Raw genomic sequence first — 14,258 nt, forward strand, 5'->3', positions numbered from 1 at the left:
GCGCCCGGATCAACCTCGTTGGATGTCAGCAGGCGAGATCAGCGACGACGGAATCGAGGATCAGCATGCCCGATGGAGTGCAGCGCAGGCGCGAATTGCCGATCCGCTCGACGAATTTATGTTCGAGCAGGAATTCCTCTCGTTTCGGGTCGAGCTCGCGGCCCGAAAGCTGCTGCCAGCGGGCGAGATCGACGCCTTCCCGGAGCCGCAGTCCCATCAGCAGCAACTCGTCCGACTGTTCCTCGAAACCGAGCCGTTCCTGGTCGAGAATGCCGTGGCCGTCGCGCTCGACCATCTCGAGCCAGGCTTCCGGCTTGCGCTCGGTCGCCGTCGCAAGCTTCTCATGCCCACGCGTCAGCCGGCCGTGTGCGCCCGGACCGATGCCGGCATAGTCGCCGTAACGCCAGTAGGTCAGGTTATGGCGGCTTTCGGCGCCCGGCCGGGCATGATTGGAGACCTCGTAGGCGGGCATGCCTTCACGCGCCGTGATCTCCTGCGTCGCCTCGTAGAGCAGGGCCGATTGCTCGCCGTCCGGCACGATCAGCTTGCCCGATTTGTGCAGGCCAAAGAAGGGTGTGCCTTCCTCGATGGTCAGCTGATAGAGCGACAGATGGTCGACTGCATAGGAGATCGCTTCCTTCAGTTCCTTCTCCCATTCCTCGACCGTCTGCTCCGGCCGGGCATAGATGAGGTCGAAGGACATGCGCGGGAAGATCTCGCGCGCCAGCCGGATCGCCTTCAGCGCGTCGGCGACGTCATGCAGCCGGCCGAGGAATTTCAGATCCCGGTCGTTCAGCGCCTGCACGCCGAGCGAGACACGATTGACGCCGGCAGCCCGGTAGCCGCGAAACCGCTCGGCCTCGACGCTCGACGGATTGGCCTCCATGGTGATTTCGATGCCGGCGGGCACATGCCAGTGCCGTGCGATGCCGTCAAGAATGGCATTGACCGTCTCCGGCTTCATCAGCGACGGTGTGCCGCCGCCGAGAAAGATGCTCGTCACCGTCTTCGGACCGCTCATTGCCCGGACCGCCGCCATCTCCTTCAAAAAGGCTGATGCAAAGCGCTCCTGGTCCACCGGCTGATGGCGTACATGGCTGTTGAAGTCGCAATAGGGACACTTCGCCGCGCAGAAGGGCCAATGCACATAGACGCCGAAGCCGGGCTCGCCGGTATCGGGCAGCAGCGCGGCGTCGCGCGAGAGGCTTGGCGTATCGAAATTGCCCACGAACAGACCTTATGCCTCCAGGCAGGTTTCGACGAAAAGTTTGAAGGCACGGGCCCGGTGCGACAGCGCCTGTGGCTTGCCGACGTTCCAGCCGTGTTTCTCCTCGCCGCTCATTTCGCCGAAGGTAACGTCGTAACCCTCGGGTTGGAAAACCGGATCATAGCCGAAGCCCTGGGTGCCCCGCGGCGGCCAGACGACGTTGCCTTCGACCTCGCCGCGGAAAAGCTCCGTGTGCCCGTCCGGCCAAGCCAGGCAAAGTACGCTGACGAAACGCGCCCCGCGCTGTTCCGGCGTCGTGGCGCCCGCATCCTGCAGCGCCTTTTCCACCTTGGCCATCGCCATGTCGAAGTCGCGCGTGCCGTCTGCCGTCTCCGCCCAGTTGGCGGTGTAGACGCCGGGATCGCCGCCGAGCGCGTCGACCACCAGGCCGGAATCATCCGAAAGCGCCGGCATGCCCGCGGCATTGGCTGAAGCGACCGCCTTGATCGTCGCATTCTCCTCGAAGCTCGTGCCGGTCTCGTCAGGTTCGACGAAATTCAGTTCGGCCGCAGACTTGGCGGTGAAGCCGAGCGGTCCGATCAGTTCCTGGATCTCGCGGATCTTGCCGGCATTGTGGCTGGCGACGACGATGGTTTTGGTTTCGAGCTTGCGCATTCAGATATCCTGTTCGATGCCCCAGATTTTTGCCTCCGCGCATTCCAGGCTGTTGCCGGCAGGGTCGCGGAAATAGATCGAGCGGCCGCCGTTTGGCCAGTACACCTCGGATTCGATCGCGACGTCAGCCGCCATCAGCTGTTCGGCCATCGCATCGATATTGCGACCGGACACCCGGAAACAGGCATGGCCTTGCCCGGTCGTGCCGTGCGGCGGCACCTGCAGTGCGTCGGGTGCCGGTGGCTTTATCGTTTCCTCGGGGTTGAAGATCAGGAGAACGCCAGGCCCACAGCGGAAGAAGACATGCCGATTGCCGGCGCGGGTGATCTTTTCAAGCCCGAGAACGTCTTCGTAGAACGTCTCGGCCTGATCGAGATCGCGCGCATAGAGCGCCGTTTCCAACATGCCTTCCAGCATGGGGTTCATCCCGCAATCGCCTCTTTCTGCAGGGCGACGAGTTCGCCGATGCCGTTCTTGGCAAGCCGCATCAGCGAACTGAATTCCTCTTCGCTGAACGGCGTGCCTTCGGCCGTGCCCTGGATTTCGACGATGCCGCCGGCGCCGGTCATGACGAAATTTGCGTCGGTCTCGGCCGAGGAATCCTCGAGATAATCGAGGTCGATGACCGGTTGGCTGGCGAAAACGCCGCAGGAGATGGCGGCGACGTGGTCCTTCAGGACCCGGTCGACCTTGATCATGTTGCGGCTTTCCATCCATTTCAGGCAGTCGTAGAGCGCGATCCAGCCGCCGGTGATCGAGGCCGTCCGTGTGCCGCCGTCGGCCTGGATGACGTCGCAATCGAGCGTGATCTGCTTTTCGCCGAGCGCCTGCAGATCGACGACGGCGCGCAGCGACCGGCCGATCAGCCGTTGGATTTCCTGCGTGCGGCCGCCCTGCTTGCCGGCGGCGGCCTCGCGCTTCATGCGCTCGCCGGTTGCCCGCGGCAGCATGCCGTATTCGGCCGTGACCCAGCCCTTGCCGGTGTTGCGCAGCCATGGCGGCGTCTTTTCCTCGAGGCTCGCGGTGCAAAGCACGTGCGTATCGCCGAATTTCACCAGGCACGAGCCTTCCGCATGCTTGGAAAAATTGCGCTCGAACGAGACCTTGCGCATCTGGTCGGTTTTTCTGCCTGAAGGCCGCATTCTCATCTCCTGGAGTTGTTGACCGCTTCTACGATTGGCGGCGCCCATTTGCAAATTCCCTTTTGCCACGGGTGCGAGTTTGACTATATTTTCGGGAGCATCATCAGCGTGGGTTTGAAAAGGTTCATGGGCATCAGGTCGACGTCGGTTTCGGATGCCGTTGCTGCACTGGACGAACGCTCCAGGGAAATTTTCCGCCGCATCGTCGAAGGGTATCTTGAAAGCGGCGAGCCGCTCGGCTCGCGCAATCTGTCGCGCCTGCTGCCGATGTCGCTGTCGCCGGCCTCGGTGCGCAACGTCATGAGCGATCTCGAAGAGCTCGGTCTCATCTATTCCCCGCATGTCAGCGCCGGCCGGCTGCCGACCCAGATCGGGCTGCGCTTCTTCGTCGATGCCTTCATGCAGATCGGCGATCTCTCCGCCGAGGAGCGTGCCAGCATCGATCGCCAGGTGCGGGCCGAAAGCGGCGGCAATCCGGTAGAATCGATGATGAACGAGGCGAGTCGCATGCTTTCCGGCATCTCGCGCGGGGCCGGCCTCGTCATCACCTCGAAAAGCGATCCGGTGTTGAAACATGTCGAGTTCATCCGGCTTGAGCCGACAAAGGCGCTCGCCGTACTCGTCGGCGATCACGATCAGGTGGAAAACCGCATCATCGAACTGCCGGCAGGCATCACCTCGTCGCAATTGACGGAGGCGGCGAATTTCCTCAACGCCCACATGTCCGGCCAGACGCTGCCGGAGCTGCGCAAACAATTAAGCCGTCTGAAGGATGATGTCCGTCACGAACTCGATGCGCTCTCGCGCGATCTTGTCGAGCGCGGCATCGCCGTCTGGGCCGGCAGCCCGGACGAGGGAAAGCCCGCCCAGCTGATCATCCGTGGCCGCGCCAATCTGCTCGAAGGCCTCGCCGGCGCCGAAGATCTCGACCGGCTGCGCATGCTGTTCGATGATCTCGAAAAGAAGGATAGCCTGATCGAGCTTCTTAACCTGGCCGAAAGTGGTTCGGGCGTTCGGATCTTCATCGGTTCGGAAAACAAGCTCTTCTCGCTGTCCGGCTCGTCGCTCATCGTCGCGCCCTATCGCGACGAGGACGACCGGATTGTCGGCGCCGTCGGTGTCATCGGCCCGACGCGGCTCAATTATTCCCGTATCGTGCCGATGGTGGATTATACCGCCCAGCTCGTCTCCCGCCTGTCGCGCAATCCGCTTTGATGTCATCACTGGCGAAGCCGCGGAATTTTCGCTTCTTCGTCACGCAGACTTGATTTTTTCCGGTCAAACCTCGATATCGGGCGCATCTGAAAATACCAACCGGAGACCGTCATGACCGATGAAACGACGAAAAACGGACCTGACGCAACTGCGGCCAACGCCGCAGCCGACGCTGCCGTCAACGTCGAAACAGCCACTGCCGGGCAGGAGGAGGCAAACCAGCCGGATCCGCTCGACCTCCTGAAGGCCGAGAATGCCGAGCTGCGTGACCGCTATCTGCGCCTTGCCGCCGAGATGGATAATCTGCGCCGCCGCACCGAGCGCGAGGTCAAGGATGCAAAATCCTATTCCGTCGCCGGTTTCGCCCGGGACATGCTCGCCGTCTCGGACAATTTGCGCCGGGCGCTGGACGCCATCTCTCCGGAGACCAAGGCCACGGCCGATGCCGGCCTCACCACGCTGATCGAAGGTGTGGAGATGACCGAGCGCGCGATGCTCGCGGCGCTGGAGCGCCACGGCGTTCGCAAGCTGGAGCCGGTTGGCCAGAAATTCGATCCGAATTTCCATCAGGCGATGTTCGAAGTGCCGAACTCCGAAGTGCCGAACAATACCGTCGTCCAGGTCGTGCAGGCCGGCTTCACCATCGGCGAACGCGTCCTGCGCCCGGCCATGGTCGGCGTCGCCAAGGGTGGCCCGAAGCCGGTCGAGGCCGAGATCAATTCCGTCTTCGACGAGAAGGACGCCTGAGCTCGGTTTCCCTCTCCGGCTCGGAGAAGGAGATAAAAATCAGATGCGGGCGAAGCGTTCGATCAGCAGATCGAAGAAGCCGTCCGCATCGACATGGCGCATGACCTTGGCATTGCGCTTGCGGTCGGTCACATGCCACCAGTCGACGACGGTCATCCCGACGGTGAGTTCGGACTGGACCTCGATTTCGACATTGCAGTCCCGGCCCTGGAAAAGCTCTGGTTTCAGCAGATAGGCGACAACCGTCGGGTCGTGCAGCGGCCCGCCGTCGGAACCGTATTTCTCGATATCGAAGCGTTCGAAGAATTCCAGCATTTCGACCATGGCCTTTGCCGGCGCCGTGCCGATCTCGGCCATGCGCTTGACCCGGTCCTTGCGGGTCAGCAGCTGGTGCGTCACGTCGAGCGGCATCATCACGATCGGGACGCCGGAACGGAAAACGATGTCGGCGGCTTCGGGATCGACATAAATGTTGAATTCGGCGGCCGGTGTGATGTTGCCGCCCTCGAAAAAGCCACCGCCCATCATCACCAGCTCGCGAACGCGGGCAACGATGTCGGGCGCCCTCTGGAAGGCCATGCCGATATTGGTGAGCGGCCCGAGCGTGCAGAGCGTCACTGTGCCCTCCGGCTCGCGGCGCAGCGTCTCGATGATGAAATCGACGGAGTGGCCGGGCTGCAGCGCCATCGTCGGTTCGGGCAGATCAGGGCCGTCGAGCCCGGTCTTGCCATGCACATGCTCTGCCGTCACCAGCTTGCGGGCGATCGGCCTATCAGCTCCGGCGAAAACCTTTACATCCGTGCGGCTGCAGAGCTCGCAGACGATGCGCGCGTTGCGGCTGGTGAATGACAGCGGCACGTTGCCAGCGACCGTCGTGATCCCCAGCACCTCGAGCTCATCGCGGCTGCCGAAAGCCAGCATGATGGCGGCCGCGTCATCCTGGCCGGGATCCGTGTCGATGATGATCTTTCTCGCGCTTGCCATTCCACTCGTCCCGTTTCCGCCATGCCGGTTGTCCCGGCAGACACCATCTCTTCATTTCCCGTCGCAAATCGGCACATTACGCGCGGGCATGTTTTGATGCGAGGCAGCAGGTCCTTTGTCAAGCAAGGAGGCGGCCGCGGCCATTCGAAAATTGACAGATGTTTAAATTGGGGAGGGTCGTGCGCGCCTTGCAGCGCCGTAATCATGCCCCCATATTAGCGGCATCCGGATGCTGCGCTTGAGGTCCGGGATGGTCGCTTGCATCAAGGACTTGAAAAGAGATGAGCCGCATTACGCCTTTCGCCAGCCCTTTGCTTCTGGGCTTCGACGCCATGGAAAAGACGCTGGAGCGCATTTCCAAGGCGAGCGACGGATACCCGCCTTACAATATCGAACGCATCGCCGCCGACAGCGGCGCCCCCGAACGTCTGCGCATCACCCTTGCGGTTGCCGGTTTCAGCGAGGAGGAGCTTGATGTCTCCACCGAGGAGAACCAGCTTGTGATCCGCGGCCGCCAGCTGGAGCAGGGCGAGCGGGACTATCTCTATCGCGGCATCGCCGCCCGCCAGTTTCAGCGCACCTTCGTGCTGGCCGACGGCATGCAGGTGCTTGGCGCCGGCCTCAAGAACGGTCTGCTCTCCGTCGATCTAATTCGTCCCGAACCCGCCCGCATGGTCAAGAAAATTAACATTTCGGTTTCACAGTAGCACAACGGTTTGTCGAACCGTTGGTCCCTTCTCCCGGAGGAACAGGAATGTTGATGAAAGAAGCCACGTCTCGCTTGACCAAATCCGAGCTTGCCCACATCGGCAACGGCGAGGTCGCCTATATCAGAAAGATGCGCACTGAAGAGGTCGCCAAGTGCTTCCCAGAGGCGCCGGATATCGATCCGAACGTCGATCTCTGGGCACTCTTCGGCGCCGACGGCACGCCCATCCTTCTGACGGACAACCGCTCCAGCACCTTCTTCAAGGCGGCCGAAGACGAATTGAAGACGGTCAGTCTGCACTGACCGTCAAACGCCATCAGTGCCTATGAAAAACCAAATGCCATCATGCATTTGAAAGCCATACTGCTTCGGAACTAATCGTCGTTGGTGCCGCACGGCACTACATGGCCTTCAATTGCTTCCAGCGCAGTGTTCGCTGAAGTCAGATCTTCCTGAATGTCAGATAGGCCGAGGAACGGCCCTCGCGGCGCGCTTTCGTCTCGTAGCGCGTGCTCGGCCAGCCCTCATAGGGGGTCAGCCAATCCGCCGCGTTTTCCGCCATCCAGTCGAAGCCGCCATGGTCGCGGCATTTGATCAGCGTCCAGTTCACATAGGTGTCGATGTCGGAGGCGAAGCAGAAAAGGCCGCCGGGCTTCAGCACGCGATGAAAGCGGTCGAGATTGGTCTTCGAGACGAAGCGGCGCTTCCAGTGCTTCCGCTTCGGCCATGGGTCGGGATAGAGCAGATCAATCTTGTCGAGCGTGCCATCCGGCAGCCAGTCGAGCAGTTGCGTTGCATCGTCATTATAGACGCGGATATTGGAGGCACCGGTTTCGCCGATGCGCGACAAAAGCTTCTGCATCGAATTGACGAAGGGTTCGACGCCGATGAAACCGGTCGAAGGTCTTTCGAGCGCCCGATGAATCAGATGTTCGCCGCCGCCGAAACCGATTTCCAGCCGCAATGTCGTGACCGGGATCGGGAAGAGGGATGTCAGCGGCTCCGGGGGAGCCGCCGAGAGATCGATGAGGAATGCCGGGAGCAGGCTGTTCAGCGTTTCCGCCTGCTGTTCGCGCAGGGCCTTTCCCTTGCGGCGACCGAAAAAGGCTTCGGTCGCCCGTCCCCGGCGCTCCATATCCGTCATGCAGCAGCCTTGGTCTTGACGGCTTCCTTGAGCGCCTTGACGAGGTCGGTGCGCTCCCAGGAGAACGAGCCGTCACGGCCGGCCTTGCGGCCGAAATGGCCGTAGGCCGAGGTCTTGGCGTAGATTGGCTTGTTGAGGTCGAGGTGACGGCGGATGCCCGATGGCGAGAGGTCCATATTCTGACGGATCGCCGCTTCGACCTGGTCTTCCGACACACCCTTGCCGGTGCCGTGCAGGTCGACATAGATCGACAGCGGCTGCGCGACGCCGATGGCGTAGGAGAGTTGGATCGTGCAGCGGTCGGCAAGGCCGGCGGCGACGACGTTCTTGGCGAGGTAGCGGGCGGCATAGGCAGCCGAACGGTCGACCTTGGTCGTGTCCTTGCCGGAGAATGCGCCGCCGCCATGCGGAGCCGCACCGCCATAGGTGTCAACGATGATCTTGCGGCCGGTGAGGCCTGCATCGCCGTCCGGTCCGCCGATGACGAACTTGCCGGTCGGGTTGATGTACCACTTGCAATCCTCGGCGATCTTCAGTTCGCCGAGTGCTTCGCGGATATAGGGTTCGACGACCGCGCGAACCTTCTTGGAATCCCAGCTCTCGTCGAGATGCTGGGTCGAAAGCACGATCGAGGTCACTTCCGACGGCTTGCCGTCGACGTAACGCACGGTCACCTGGCTCTTGGCGTCGGGGCCGAGCTTGGCGACTTCGCCGTCACCCTTCTTGCGGGCGGCTGCAAGCAGCTGCAGAATCCTGTGGGAATAATAGATCGGGGCCGGCATCAGGTCCGGCGTTTCCTTGCAGGCGTAACCGAACATGATGCCCTGGTCGCCGGCGCCCTCGTCGCCCTGCTGGTCGGCGGCGCTGTCGACGCCCTGGGCGATGTCGGCCGACTGAGAGTGCAGCAGCACGTCGATCTTTGCCTTCTTCCAGTGGAAGCCGTCCTGCTCGTAGCCGATATCCTTGATGGCGCGGCGGGCGGCGGCCTTGAACTTCGAGGGATTGATGACGTCCTTGCCGTCCTTGTCCTTCTTCATCAGGCTCGGTGGCAGGCGGACCTCGCCGGCAATAACGACGCGATTGGTTGTTGCCAGCGTTTCGCAGGCAATGCGCACGCCCCACGGATTGACGCCGGTCTTGGCCGCTTCGCGGTAGACCAGGTCGACGATCTCGTCGGAGATGCGGTCACACACTTTGTCCGGATGACCTTCGGCAACAGATTCGCTGGTAAAGAGATAATTCGCGCGCATTCCGGGATTCCCCTCAAAGAATAAAAGCCAGCTAGTAGGTACTCAGTTCGAGCGCCGATGACAAGCGCACAAGGACATAAATATATCTTTATATCCGCGGCGAAGTGACAAATTTTGCCCCAAAAACATAAAAAAAGCGGCCTTTCGACCGCCTTTCCATTTTGCAATGAGAGCTGGATCAGTCAGCGTCAGCTTCGGCAGCGAGCGCCTTGACCAGTTCCACGACCTTCCGGCGAACCTTGGGATCGGAAATCTTGACGAAGGCGCGGTTGAGCTGCAGGCCCTCCGAGGAGGAGAGGAAGTCTACGACGTAATTCGAGCTGGAGGCTTCGGCCATGCCGCCAACGGCGCCGGCATGTTCGCCGGGCGCATCTTCGAAGAAGAAGGAGACCGGAACATTGAGGATGCTCGAGATGTTCTGCAGACGGCTTGCGCCGACACGGTTGGTGCCCTTTTCATATTTCTGGATCTGCTGGAAGGTGATGCCGAGGCTTTCGCCAAGCTTTTCCTGGCTCATGCCCAACATCGTTCGGCGAAGGCGAATGCGGCTGCCAACATGGATGTCGATCGGATTCGGCTTCTTCTTATTTTCAATCATGGTCGTGCCCTAGCTACGAATTTCTGTTTCCAACCGGCATGCCCCTGATCCATCCCAAAACGCCACGTTGTAAGCGGCGGGAACCCGCCGACAAACATACGTTAAGAACGCCGATTGACACCACTATGCAATTTTAGGGGTTTTTGGTCAATTCAACCCTAAAATAAAACTTCCGCGTGAAATTAGCGCAATCAACATCAACAGTGCTTCGGTCAACCAGAAGTATGTCTCACGGGGGTATGTGGTTCCGAACCCATTGCCGAGCCCATCAACAGTTGCATCAATGAAGCCAGTCTCACCAAGATCGAGGCCCGCGATGATTTCCCCATGCGCGTTCACGATTGCCGAAATGCCGTTGTTGGCGTCGCGAATCAGCGGCAGGCCTGACTCGATTGCTCGAACACGCGCCTGCTGGAAATGCTGGTAGGGCCCGGGCGTGATGCCGAACCAGGCATCGTTGGTGAGGTTGAGGAGCGCGTTGGCATCCACGATGTCGCCGGTCATTTCGCCCGGAAAGATGATCTCGTAGCAGATCAGCGGGTAGAGATTGAGACCGCCGGGCAACGCCAGCAGGTGCCGGCTTGCGGCGGCCGAAAAGCCGCCCGGTATCTCGACGACGTTCTGGATGCCGAGTTCGGTGAGGATGTCCTCGAAGGGCAGATATTCGCCGAAAGGCACGAGATGCACCTTGTCGGAGGCGGCGATGATCTGGCCGCGGCCGTCGATCACATAGATGGAATTGTAGTAGCGCACCGGTGTGCCAGGCCCCATCTCCTCGGCGCGCACCGCGCCGGCGATCAGAACCTGGTCGTCGTCGAGCGTATCGGCGATCCGCGTCAGCGCATCCTGGTTGTCGGTGAGGATGAAGGGGATCGAGGTTTCCGGCCAGACGATAATGTTGGGTTTGCGGCCGCCATTCCTGGGCGCTTCGGCGGAAAGCTTCAGATGGGTCTCGAAGATCGCATTGCGGTCGGCGTCGTTGTCCATCTTCGCCGCCTGGTCGATGGCCGGCTGCACCAGCCGCACCACCGGACGCTTGTCCTCGGGCAAGGGCTGCGGCCGCGGCGCCAGATGGACGGCATAGGCGCCGTAACCGAGGTGGGCGGCAAACAGCAGGGCGGCGAGCGCAATTCCCGACTTCGCGCCCTGTCGCGTTCCGATCAGCGCCGGGGCGGAAAAGACGAAGACGGCAAGTGCAGTCACCCCCATCGCACCGATCACATGCGCCGACTGCATCATCAGCGGAACGGGCATCAGGCCGTAGCCGATGGCATTCCAGGGAAAGCCGGTGAGGATCATGCTTCGAAGCCATTCCATCAGGCCGAAGCCGGCCGCCAGCGCGGCGATCCGTCCCATGCCGTCGGACCAGACGATCCGGGCAAGTGCAGTCGCCAGCCCGTAGAAGACCGCAAGGCCGGCCGGCAGTCCGAGGACTGCCAGGGGCAGTGCCCAGGCAAATTCCGCCGAATCGACCAGCAAGGCATGGCCGATCCACCAAAGGCCGGCGACGAAATAGCCGAAGCCGAACAGCCAGCCGACGGCAAAGGCCGGCCATAGCCTGCCGATCAGGCCGCTTTCAGGAGAAGCCGCCGCCCCGTCGAGCAGCCAGACGAGCAGCGTGAAGGAGAGAAACATCGCCGCGAAAAAACCGAAAGGCGGCAGCGCCAGAGCGGCGAATGCTCCAGCGGCGACGGCCAGCAACGACCGTTTTAACCCCCAGACGAGGATAACCCTGTCCGCAAGCCGCTCCATGCGCACTCCCATCAAACCGCGAATCAACCCATTCGCAGTCTTTCAAAAAAGCGGCTCTTTGTCCTGTTTCCGCGTCGGCCCGAAAGGCGATTCCGACTTTCGCACCGATGCCTAGTTGGTGGTCGATTCGGCCGGCCGGTCGTCGCCGGTCTCGGATCCCGGCGTGATGTCGCCAGCCTCCTTGGCGCGGCGGCGGATCGCGTGGCGCTTGCGGGTGATGCGCAGCCGCTTGATGCGGCGCGGATCGGCGTCGAGAATATGGAATTCGAAGTTCGGCAGAGCCTGGACCACTTCGCCGCGAACGGGGATGCGGCCGAGCGCGGAGAAGATCAGCCCGCCCAGCGTGTCGACTTCGTCGACCTGTTCGCTGATGTCGAAATCCGGTCCGATCGCTTCGGCGATCTCTTCCAGTTCGACACGGGCGTCGGCGACGAAAACGTCTTCGGCAACGCGCTTAAACATCACCTCTTCGTCGTCATGTTCGTCGTCGATGTCGCCGACCACCATTTCGACGATGTCCTCATGGGAGGCGAGCCCGTCGGTGCCGCCATACTCGTCGATGACGAGCGCCATTTGCGTACGGTTCACCTGCATCCGGCGCAGCAGGTCGGAGGCCAGCATCGACGGCGGCACGAACAGGATCTTGCGGATGATGCCGGCCTCGGCCAGCGTCTTCTGCAGGTCGACCCGGGCAAGATCGAAATTCGGCTTGGTCGAGCGCGGCGGCTTCTGGATGTTCTCCGGCGCGACGTCGATCGCCGGCGCTGCAGCGGCCGGCTTTGCCGGGCCGCGGCGCTTGTTGCGCGCCTGCTTGGCGACATAGGAGAGCAGGTCGCGGATATGCACCATGCCGCGCGGGTCGTCGAGCGTATCGGCATAAACAGGCATGCGCGAGCGGCCGGATTCCTCGAAAAGGATCATCAGTTCGCCGATGGTGATATTTTGGTCCACCGCCTCGATATCGGCGCGCGGCACCATCACGTCGGCGACGCGCACCTCGCGAAAGCGCAGGATATTGTGCAGCATCGCCCGTTCGTCGGGCGAAAAAGCGTCGTCGCCGGCCGCATCGGTCATCAGCGCGTCGGCAAGATCCTCGCGCAGTCGCGAGCCCTGCTGCGGGCGGAGAATGCGGGCGGCGCGCGACCAGAAGGATTGGGATCGGCCGGATGGCCGACTACTACTGCCTACCTCATCCGAAGAAGATGATGATTCGGAGTCCTTGGCGTCTGTCGCCGGCTTCGTCGTAAAGTCGCTCATGGTTCCATTTTAAGGTCTTGACCCTCGTAGGGATCAGATAGGCCGAGCTGCGCCAAAATGCGAGTCTCCAGCCCCTCCATAATTTCGGCTTCGGCATTATTCATATGGTCGTAGCCGAGAAGATGCAAGAAACCGTGCACCAGAAGATGGGTCAGGTGGTCGTCGAAGCTCTTGTCGAGTTCCTGGGCTTCCCGCTCCACCGTCTCCCGGGCGATGATGATGTCGCCGAGCATCGGCCCGGGCATATTGCCGCGCTCAACCGGAAAGGCCGGGAAGGAGAGGACATTGGTCGGCTTGTCCTTGCCGCGCCATTCGGCATTGATGTCCTGGATCGAGGCATCGTCGGTAAAGACCAGCGAAACTTCCGGCGGCATCTTCGGAAAGGGCTGCTTCTCATTGTCGCTGAGATAGACCGCGGCGGCCCCGAGCACGCGCTCGCAAAAAACCAGCAGCGTTTCCTCGCCGGGCCAGCCGATGTCCTCGATGCTGATCTGGATATCGAGTTCGGCCATCAGTCCTGCCGACCGACGTCTTCGGCTTCGACAAGATAGGTGGCGTCATAGGCTCTGACGATGCGGCCGACCAGCGGATGGCGCACGACGTCGGTGTCCTTGAAGCGCACGATCGAGATGCCCTCGACGCCGTTCAGCAGCTCCAGGGCCTCGACGAGGCCGGATTTGACGCCCCGCGGCAGGTCGATCTGGCTCGGGTCGCCGGTGACGATCATGCGGGCATTTTCGCCGAGACGCGTCAGGAACATCTTCATCTGCATCGATGTCGTATTCTGCGCTTCGTCGAGGATGATGGCGGCGTTGGCGAGCGTGCGGCCGCGCATGAAGGCGAGCGGGGCGATTTCAATGACGCCGGCGGTGATCGCCCGATCGACCTTGTCGGCCGGGATCATGTCGTAGAGCGCATCATAGAGCGGGCGAAGATAGGGATCGACCTTTTCCTTCATGTCGCCTGGCAGGAAGCCGAGGCGCTCCCCGGCCTCGACGGCCGGGCGCGACAGGATGATCTTTTCGACCGCGCCGCGCTCGAGCATCTGGGCGGCATGGGCAACGGCGAGATATGTCTTGCCGGTGCCGGCCGGGCCGACGCCGAAGACGAGTTCGGCGCGCTCCAGCGCCCTGATATAGGCGTCCTGCGTCGGCGTGCGGGCGATGATCGTCTTCTTGCGCGTCGAAATCTGCGCCATTGTCAGCTTGGCCTTGCGCTCCATGGTGGGAAGGCTGAGCTGATCGTCGGCGGCGACCGCCATGCGGATTGCGCCCTCGACGTCGGATCGTTCCACGCTGCCGCCTTTCTGAAGCTTTTCATAGAGATAATCGAGCGTGCGCCGTGCCTGATTGGTGGTCACGACATCGCCCGATATGACGACGGAATTGCCGCGCGCCCGCGCATCGATGTTCAGCCGCTCCTCGAGCAGCTTGAGGTTCTGGTCGAACTGGCCGAAGAGTTCGCTGGCGAACCGATTGTTCTCGAACGTCAGGACGAAGTGATTGGTGTCGCTCGGCGTGCGGGGGTGGCGCGGTGAAGAAGAAACCAATTCTTGTCCGTTCAAGCGGTCGGGCTCCT

The 14,258-nt window shown here is 61.8% G+C and carries 16 protein-coding genes; 4 read left to right on the top strand and 12 right to left on the bottom strand.

Going from position 1 to position 14,258, the window contains the following annotated elements; translation table 11 throughout:
- Positions 1-25 precede the first annotated feature (25 nt).
- From hemW to rph, 4 genes are read right to left on the bottom strand one after another with little or no spacing between them, the layout of a single operon-like run.
- Positions 26-1,228 (bottom strand): radical SAM family heme chaperone HemW, encoded by a 1,203-nt coding sequence (hemW, locus tag HJB91_RS05470; RefSeq protein WP_210629461.1) that lies wholly within the window; start codon positions 1,226-1,228, stop codon positions 26-28.
- A gap of 9 nt (positions 1,229-1,237) precedes the next feature.
- Positions 1,238-1,882 (bottom strand): RdgB/HAM1 family non-canonical purine NTP pyrophosphatase, encoded by a 645-nt coding sequence (rdgB, locus tag HJB91_RS05475; protein WP_210629460.1) that lies wholly within the window; start codon positions 1,880-1,882, stop codon positions 1,238-1,240.
- Positions 1,883-2,308, bottom strand: a complete 426-nt coding sequence (locus HJB91_RS05480) for a VOC family protein (RefSeq protein WP_210629459.1) — start codon at positions 2,306-2,308, stop codon at positions 1,883-1,885.
- Complete coding sequence (rph, locus tag HJB91_RS05485) at positions 2,305-3,024, bottom strand: ribonuclease PH (RefSeq protein ID WP_064809389.1); 720 nt, start codon at positions 3,022-3,024, stop codon at positions 2,305-2,307. The genes HJB91_RS05480 and rph overlap by 4 nt, the downstream gene beginning before the upstream one ends.
- Positions 3,025-3,150: 126 nt before the next feature.
- Here rph and hrcA point away from each other — a divergent pair, with 126 nt between their 5' ends.
- The gene (hrcA, locus tag HJB91_RS05490; RefSeq protein ID WP_210629458.1) at positions 3,151-4,239 is read left to right on the top strand and encodes a heat-inducible transcriptional repressor HrcA; all 1,089 of its coding nucleotides are present in this window, start codon (positions 3,151-3,153) and stop codon (positions 4,237-4,239) included.
- Positions 4,240-4,350: 111 nt separating this feature from the next.
- Positions 4,351-4,986: a nucleotide exchange factor GrpE gene (gene grpE, locus HJB91_RS05495; protein WP_210629457.1), complete on the top strand. Its 636-nt coding sequence runs from the start codon at positions 4,351-4,353 to the stop codon at positions 4,984-4,986.
- Between the two features lie 39 nt (positions 4,987-5,025).
- Here the strand turns inward: grpE and HJB91_RS05500 are convergent, their stop codons facing one another.
- Entirely contained in the window at positions 5,026-5,970 is a 945-nt protein-coding gene (locus HJB91_RS05500; protein ID WP_210629456.1) for a nucleoside hydrolase, read from the bottom strand.
- A 281-nt stretch (positions 5,971-6,251) separates the two neighbouring features.
- On the opposite strand from HJB91_RS05500, the gene HJB91_RS05505 reads away from it, so the two are divergent.
- Positions 6,252-6,677 carry an Hsp20 family protein gene (locus tag HJB91_RS05505; RefSeq protein ID WP_210629455.1) on the top strand — a complete coding sequence of 142 codons (426 nt, stop codon included), beginning with the start codon at positions 6,252-6,254 and terminating at the stop codon, positions 6,675-6,677.
- A gap of 47 nt (positions 6,678-6,724) precedes the next feature.
- A complete protein-coding gene (locus HJB91_RS05510; RefSeq protein WP_088684489.1) occupies positions 6,725-6,982 on the top strand; it encodes a DUF1150 family protein in 258 nt (85 codons plus the stop codon).
- Positions 6,983-7,121: 139 nt separating this feature from the next.
- Here the strand turns inward: HJB91_RS05510 and HJB91_RS05515 are convergent, their stop codons facing one another.
- From HJB91_RS05515 to HJB91_RS05545, 7 genes are all read right to left on the bottom strand, one after another.
- Entirely contained in the window at positions 7,122-7,823 is a 702-nt protein-coding gene (locus tag HJB91_RS05515; RefSeq protein ID WP_210629454.1) for a tRNA (guanosine(46)-N(7))-methyltransferase TrmB, read from the bottom strand.
- Complete coding sequence (metK, locus tag HJB91_RS05520) at positions 7,820-9,073, bottom strand: methionine adenosyltransferase (protein ID WP_210629453.1); 1,254 nt, start codon at positions 9,071-9,073, stop codon at positions 7,820-7,822. Before metK ends, HJB91_RS05515 begins: the two co-directional genes overlap by 4 nt.
- A gap of 178 nt (positions 9,074-9,251) precedes the next feature.
- On the bottom strand, positions 9,252-9,671 hold the full coding sequence (locus HJB91_RS05525) for a helix-turn-helix domain-containing protein (protein WP_064707753.1): 420 nt from the start codon (positions 9,669-9,671) through the stop codon (positions 9,252-9,254).
- A gap of 147 nt (positions 9,672-9,818) precedes the next feature.
- Positions 9,819-11,423: an apolipoprotein N-acyltransferase gene (gene lnt / locus HJB91_RS05530; RefSeq protein WP_221122715.1), complete on the bottom strand. Its 1,605-nt coding sequence runs from the start codon at positions 11,421-11,423 to the stop codon at positions 9,819-9,821.
- A 111-nt stretch (positions 11,424-11,534) separates the two neighbouring features.
- Complete coding sequence (locus tag HJB91_RS05535) at positions 11,535-12,680, bottom strand: hemolysin family protein (protein WP_210629451.1); 1,146 nt, start codon at positions 12,678-12,680, stop codon at positions 11,535-11,537.
- Positions 12,677-13,192 carry an rRNA maturation RNase YbeY gene (ybeY, locus tag HJB91_RS05540; protein ID WP_221153668.1) on the bottom strand — a complete coding sequence of 172 codons (516 nt, stop codon included), beginning with the start codon at positions 13,190-13,192 and terminating at the stop codon, positions 12,677-12,679. Before ybeY ends, HJB91_RS05535 begins: the two co-directional genes overlap by 4 nt.
- Positions 13,192-14,244 (bottom strand): PhoH family protein, encoded by a 1,053-nt coding sequence (locus tag HJB91_RS05545; protein WP_064707756.1) that lies wholly within the window; start codon positions 14,242-14,244, stop codon positions 13,192-13,194. The genes ybeY and HJB91_RS05545 overlap by 1 nt, the downstream gene beginning before the upstream one ends.
- Between the last annotated feature and the right edge of the window lie 14 nt (positions 14,245-14,258).

It is taken from the genome of Rhizobium sp. NLR10b (assembly GCF_019685435.1).
In the GTDB taxonomy this organism is placed as follows: Bacteria; Pseudomonadota; Alphaproteobacteria; order Rhizobiales; family Rhizobiaceae; genus Rhizobium.

Bases quoted from the DNA above. Each gene is read 5' to 3' on its own strand.
- rdgB (WP_210629460.1), bottom strand. From the start codon at position 1,882: ATGCGCAAGCTCGAAACCAAAACCATCGTCGTCGCCAGCCACAATGCC.
- hrcA (WP_210629458.1), top strand. From the start codon at position 3,151: ATGGGCATCAGGTCGACGTCGGTTTCGGATGCCGTTGCTGCACTGGAC.
- HJB91_RS05535 (WP_210629451.1), bottom strand. From the start codon at position 12,680: ATGAGCGACTTTACGACGAAGCCGGCGACAGACGCCAAGGACTCCGAA.
- HJB91_RS05510 (WP_088684489.1), top strand. From the start codon at position 6,725: ATGTTGATGAAAGAAGCCACGTCTCGCTTGACCAAATCCGAGCTTGCC.
- HJB91_RS05500 (WP_210629456.1), bottom strand. From the start codon at position 5,970: ATGGCAAGCGCGAGAAAGATCATCATCGACACGGATCCCGGCCAGGAT.
- grpE (WP_210629457.1), top strand. From the start codon at position 4,351: ATGACCGATGAAACGACGAAAAACGGACCTGACGCAACTGCGGCCAAC.
- HJB91_RS05525 (WP_064707753.1), bottom strand. From the start codon at position 9,671: ATGATTGAAAATAAGAAGAAGCCGAATCCGATCGACATCCATGTTGGC.
- rph (WP_064809389.1), bottom strand. From the start codon at position 3,024: ATGCGGCCTTCAGGCAGAAAAACCGACCAGATGCGCAAGGTCTCGTTC.
- HJB91_RS05515 (WP_210629454.1), bottom strand. From the start codon at position 7,823: ATGACGGATATGGAGCGCCGGGGACGGGCGACCGAAGCCTTTTTCGGT.
- metK (WP_210629453.1), bottom strand. From the start codon at position 9,073: ATGCGCGCGAATTATCTCTTTACCAGCGAATCTGTTGCCGAAGGTCAT.
- HJB91_RS05480 (WP_210629459.1), bottom strand. From the start codon at position 2,308: ATGAACCCCATGCTGGAAGGCATGTTGGAAACGGCGCTCTATGCGCGC.
- lnt (WP_221122715.1), bottom strand. From the start codon at position 11,423: ATGGAGCGGCTTGCGGACAGGGTTATCCTCGTCTGGGGGTTAAAACGG.
- HJB91_RS05505 (WP_210629455.1), top strand. From the start codon at position 6,252: ATGAGCCGCATTACGCCTTTCGCCAGCCCTTTGCTTCTGGGCTTCGAC.
- ybeY (WP_221153668.1), bottom strand. From the start codon at position 13,192: ATGGCCGAACTCGATATCCAGATCAGCATCGAGGACATCGGCTGGCCC.